Below are 3,469 nucleotides of genomic sequence, written 5' to 3' on the forward strand. Positions count from 1 at the left end.
TAATCGTGTTAACGAATTTAACGAGGTTGTATAGGCTTTCAAACTATATAATTGTCTAGGTTCAAGGTGAAGGTAACTGGCTCGTCGAGCGGCTTTCACCGTTTTCGTTTCGCTGTTGTCCTTGACCGCTTTACTAATATAACTCGACCACCTTGGCCTTGTCAAGCTTTTTGTGGAAATTTGTTTTGTTGGCTTCAGGACTGGATTATGGTTGGGTTTGATGTTTACCAGATCCTAGAGTATTGGCTGAGGCGATCGCGTTAGGGTGTAGATCGACAGGTCAAAGTCCTAAAGCAACTTGAATAAATTCGGCGCGGCACGATCGACTCGGTTGAGTGGTGTGCGGGAGCGGGAATTCTTTTAGAAATAATGCTATGATTTTGGGTAAGTCTTAGATAGCTAACTGGCTGAATAAGATTTAAGAATTGCAATTACTATCTTGTTGTTCACACCACATGGTTTTTTGGAAGAGTTTATTTAGTGGTGGCGATACGGCTGCTGAATCTAAAACAAGTGCTACTGTAAAGGCAACTGGCATCGATCTCCCTCCAAACACTCAAGTCTTTTTTAGTACCGATCGAGACCTTGACTTGTATGCGCTTGAGGAGTTGTGTGATATTGTGGGCTGGTCTCGTCGGCCACTACGAAAGGTCAAGAAGGCACTCCAGAATAGTTTTATCGTAGTTTCGATGTGGGAAGTCAGGGGCGCAACGAAGAGAATGATCGGGTTTGCTCGCGCTACGTCTGATGGGGCTTTTAATGCGACTGTTTGGGATGTGGTGGTTCATCCTGATTTCCAGGGGCAGCGATTGGGTAAGGCAATGATGAAGTATACGATCGATAAGATTCGGGCTGAGGATATCAGTAATATTACGTTGTTTGCCGATGCTCATGTGGTGGGCTTTTATAGTGGGATGGGGTTTGTGGAAGATCCTGAGGGGATCAAGGGGATGTTTTGGTATCCTGATTAGATGCTAGCGATTTTTGGAGGGTGGCGATCGATTCTAACGATTGTATGTTATGATGATGTGAGTAACGGGATGTAGCGCAGCTTGGTAGCGCGCCTGCTTTGGGAGCAGGATGTCGTAGGTTCAAATCCTATCATCCCGACTTGTGTAATATCCGATATCTCAAACCCTGACACCACAAATTGTGACAGGGTTTGGTGTTAGGAGTGGAGAAATTCCATAATGTCACCTTCTTGAACCAAATAATCTTTACCTTCACTGCGAAGTAACCCCTTATCTTTTGCAGCTTGCATCGATCCGGTAGCAACCATATCAGTATAACTGATTGTTTTAGCACGAATGAAGCCACGCTCGAAGTCCGAGTGAATCACTCCTGCCGCTTGAGGTGCTAGCATCCCGACTTTAATCGTCCAAGCACGGGTTTCCTTTGGTCCGGTGGTAAAGTAGGTACGGAGTCCGAGTAAGTGGTAGGTGGCGCGGATCAGAGATTTTAAGCCGCCTTCAGCTACGCCCAACGATTCGAGAAATTCGGCTTTTTCGGTTTCAGGTAGTTCCACGAGTTCGGCTTCTACTTGAGCAGAGACGATGGTGACTTGTGCGCCCTCTGTAGCTGCAAACGCTTTTACCTGTTCGACAAATTTATTTCCACTAGCTAAGTCTTCTTCTGAGACATTTGCGGCATAGATCATCGGCTTACGGGTGAGCAAGCCTAAACCTTTGATGCTTTCGTTTTCTTCTACACTCAGCTCGACTTGTCGGGCTGCTTTTCCTGCACTTAGCTCCGTCAGCAGTTTTTCTAAGGCAATCACTTCGATTTGCGCTTCTTTGCTGGTTCTAGCTATCTTTCGTGCTCGATCGATCCGTTTCTCGATTTGGTCGATATCTGCCAGAATCAATTCCAGATTGATAATTTCAATATCCTGCTGGGGATTGACGACCCCCGATACATGGATGATATCATCGTCTTCAAAACAGCGAACAACTTGGACGAGGGTGTCTACTTCCCGAATATGGGAAAGAAACTTACTGCCCAAACCTTCTCCCTGACTGGCTCCTTTGACTAAACCAGCAATATCGACAAATTCTACCCGCGTAGGGACGATATCCTCGGAATTAACCATGTCAGCGAGGACTTGTAGACGCTCATCAGGGACTGCAACAATTCCGACATTTGGCTCGATCGTGCAAAATGGATAGTTAGCGGCTTCAGCTTTGGCATTGGCAACTAGGGCATTAAATAATGTCGATTTGCCCACATTCGGCAGTCCAACGATTCCAGCTTTTAGCATTTTTTAGTCTCAAGTGATGACAACTTACCTCGATCGATTATAAGCCATTACCTCTAGTACCGCAAAATCGGGCGATCGCGGGGCACGTGGGCGCATTGATGTCATCCTCTGGGACATTGCCAGATAGAGTTAGGATCGTAATTGCGAGCATTTATAGCGTGCTGAAGTCCACAAGCCGCTGAATATTTTTAACCATGCAAAACTTGTTATATGTCTCAGCAGTTTAATCCTTGGATCACTGATGACGGTTCCTACACCTTTTTTTCTGAAGAATTTGGGCAAACTTTTCATAGTAAATATGGAGCGAGGGAAGAGTCGCTGTTTAAGTATGCTATTCCGACTTTATTGGCTCAAAAAGCCGATCGCGGTCACCTCCGGCTGTTAGATATTTGTTATGGATTGGGATACAATAGTGCCGCAGCATTGTCAACTATTTGGCGATCGAATCCTGATTGTCAAGTCGAAATCATCGCACTCGAACTCGATCGAACTGTGCCGAGTGCGGCAGTGGAACATCATTTATTGGATGATTGGGAGCAACCAATCCCAGAATTGTTGTTGCAATTGGTATCAGATGGAGTCGTCAATCGATCGCAGTTGCATGCTCAATTGAGATTGGGAGATGCACGTCAAACGATCGATCGAGTAATCGAGCGGGGGTATACGGCTGATGCGATTTTCCTCGATCCATTTTCGCCGACTGCTTGCCCACAACTGTGGACGATCGAATTTGTCAATCGGGTGTCAAAATGTTGTGCGCCAGATGGGATCGTGGCGACGTATTCATGTGCATCTCCCGTACGTACTGCGATGATTGCAGCCGGATTGTCCGTCGCTAATAGTGTGTGTGTCGGGAGAAAATCACCAGGCACTATCGCCAGTTTTGACTCTACACAACTGACGCCGTTGTCCCAACAACAGCAAGAGCATTTACAGACACGGGCTGCGATCCCCTATCGCGATCCTAATCTAACGGATTCGATGGCTAAAATCATCGTTCGACGGGAGTTGGAGCAGTATGACTGCGGACGAGAAACTGCCTCGCAGTGGAAAAAGCGATGGTGGAATAAGTATAGCAACCGCCAAGGCGGTTAGGACAGCACAGCGATTAAAATCGCCGCTAGTGCTGCAAAGTCCGCCTGTCTTGTCTTGACCGAAACGCTTAGCACGAGGAGACCTCAGCGCGATTTCGGTCGCTGATGCGCTGTCTTG

At 46.8% G+C, this 3,469-nt stretch carries 3 protein-coding genes and 1 tRNA gene; 3 read left to right on the forward strand and 1 reads right to left on the reverse strand.

The features are described from left to right. The first annotated feature begins 455 nt into the window (after positions 1-455). The gene (locus ACEW9I_RS25260; protein WP_373543097.1) at positions 456-971 is read left to right on the forward strand and encodes a GNAT family N-acetyltransferase; all 516 of its coding nucleotides are present in this window, start codon (positions 456-458) and stop codon (positions 969-971) included. Positions 972-1,036: 65 nt separating this feature from the next. Beyond that, positions 1,037-1,110, forward strand: a tRNA-Pro gene (locus ACEW9I_RS25265). A gap of 58 nt (positions 1,111-1,168) precedes the next feature. Here the strand turns inward: ACEW9I_RS25265 and ychF are convergent. Continuing rightward, positions 1,169-2,257, reverse strand: a complete 1,089-nt coding sequence (gene ychF / locus ACEW9I_RS25270; RefSeq protein WP_373543098.1) for a redox-regulated ATPase YchF — start codon at positions 2,255-2,257, stop codon at positions 1,169-1,171. Positions 2,258-2,467: 210 nt separating this feature from the next. Between ychF and ACEW9I_RS25275 the strand changes: the two genes are divergently transcribed. Further along, complete coding sequence (locus ACEW9I_RS25275) at positions 2,468-3,352, forward strand: tRNA (5-methylaminomethyl-2-thiouridine)(34)-methyltransferase MnmD (protein ID WP_373543099.1); 885 nt, start codon at positions 2,468-2,470, stop codon at positions 3,350-3,352. The last annotated feature ends 117 nt before the right edge of the window (positions 3,353-3,469 follow it).

This window comes from Chamaesiphon sp. (genome assembly GCF_041738855.1).
GTDB lineage: Bacteria > Cyanobacteriota > Cyanobacteriia > Cyanobacteriales > Chamaesiphonaceae > Chamaesiphon.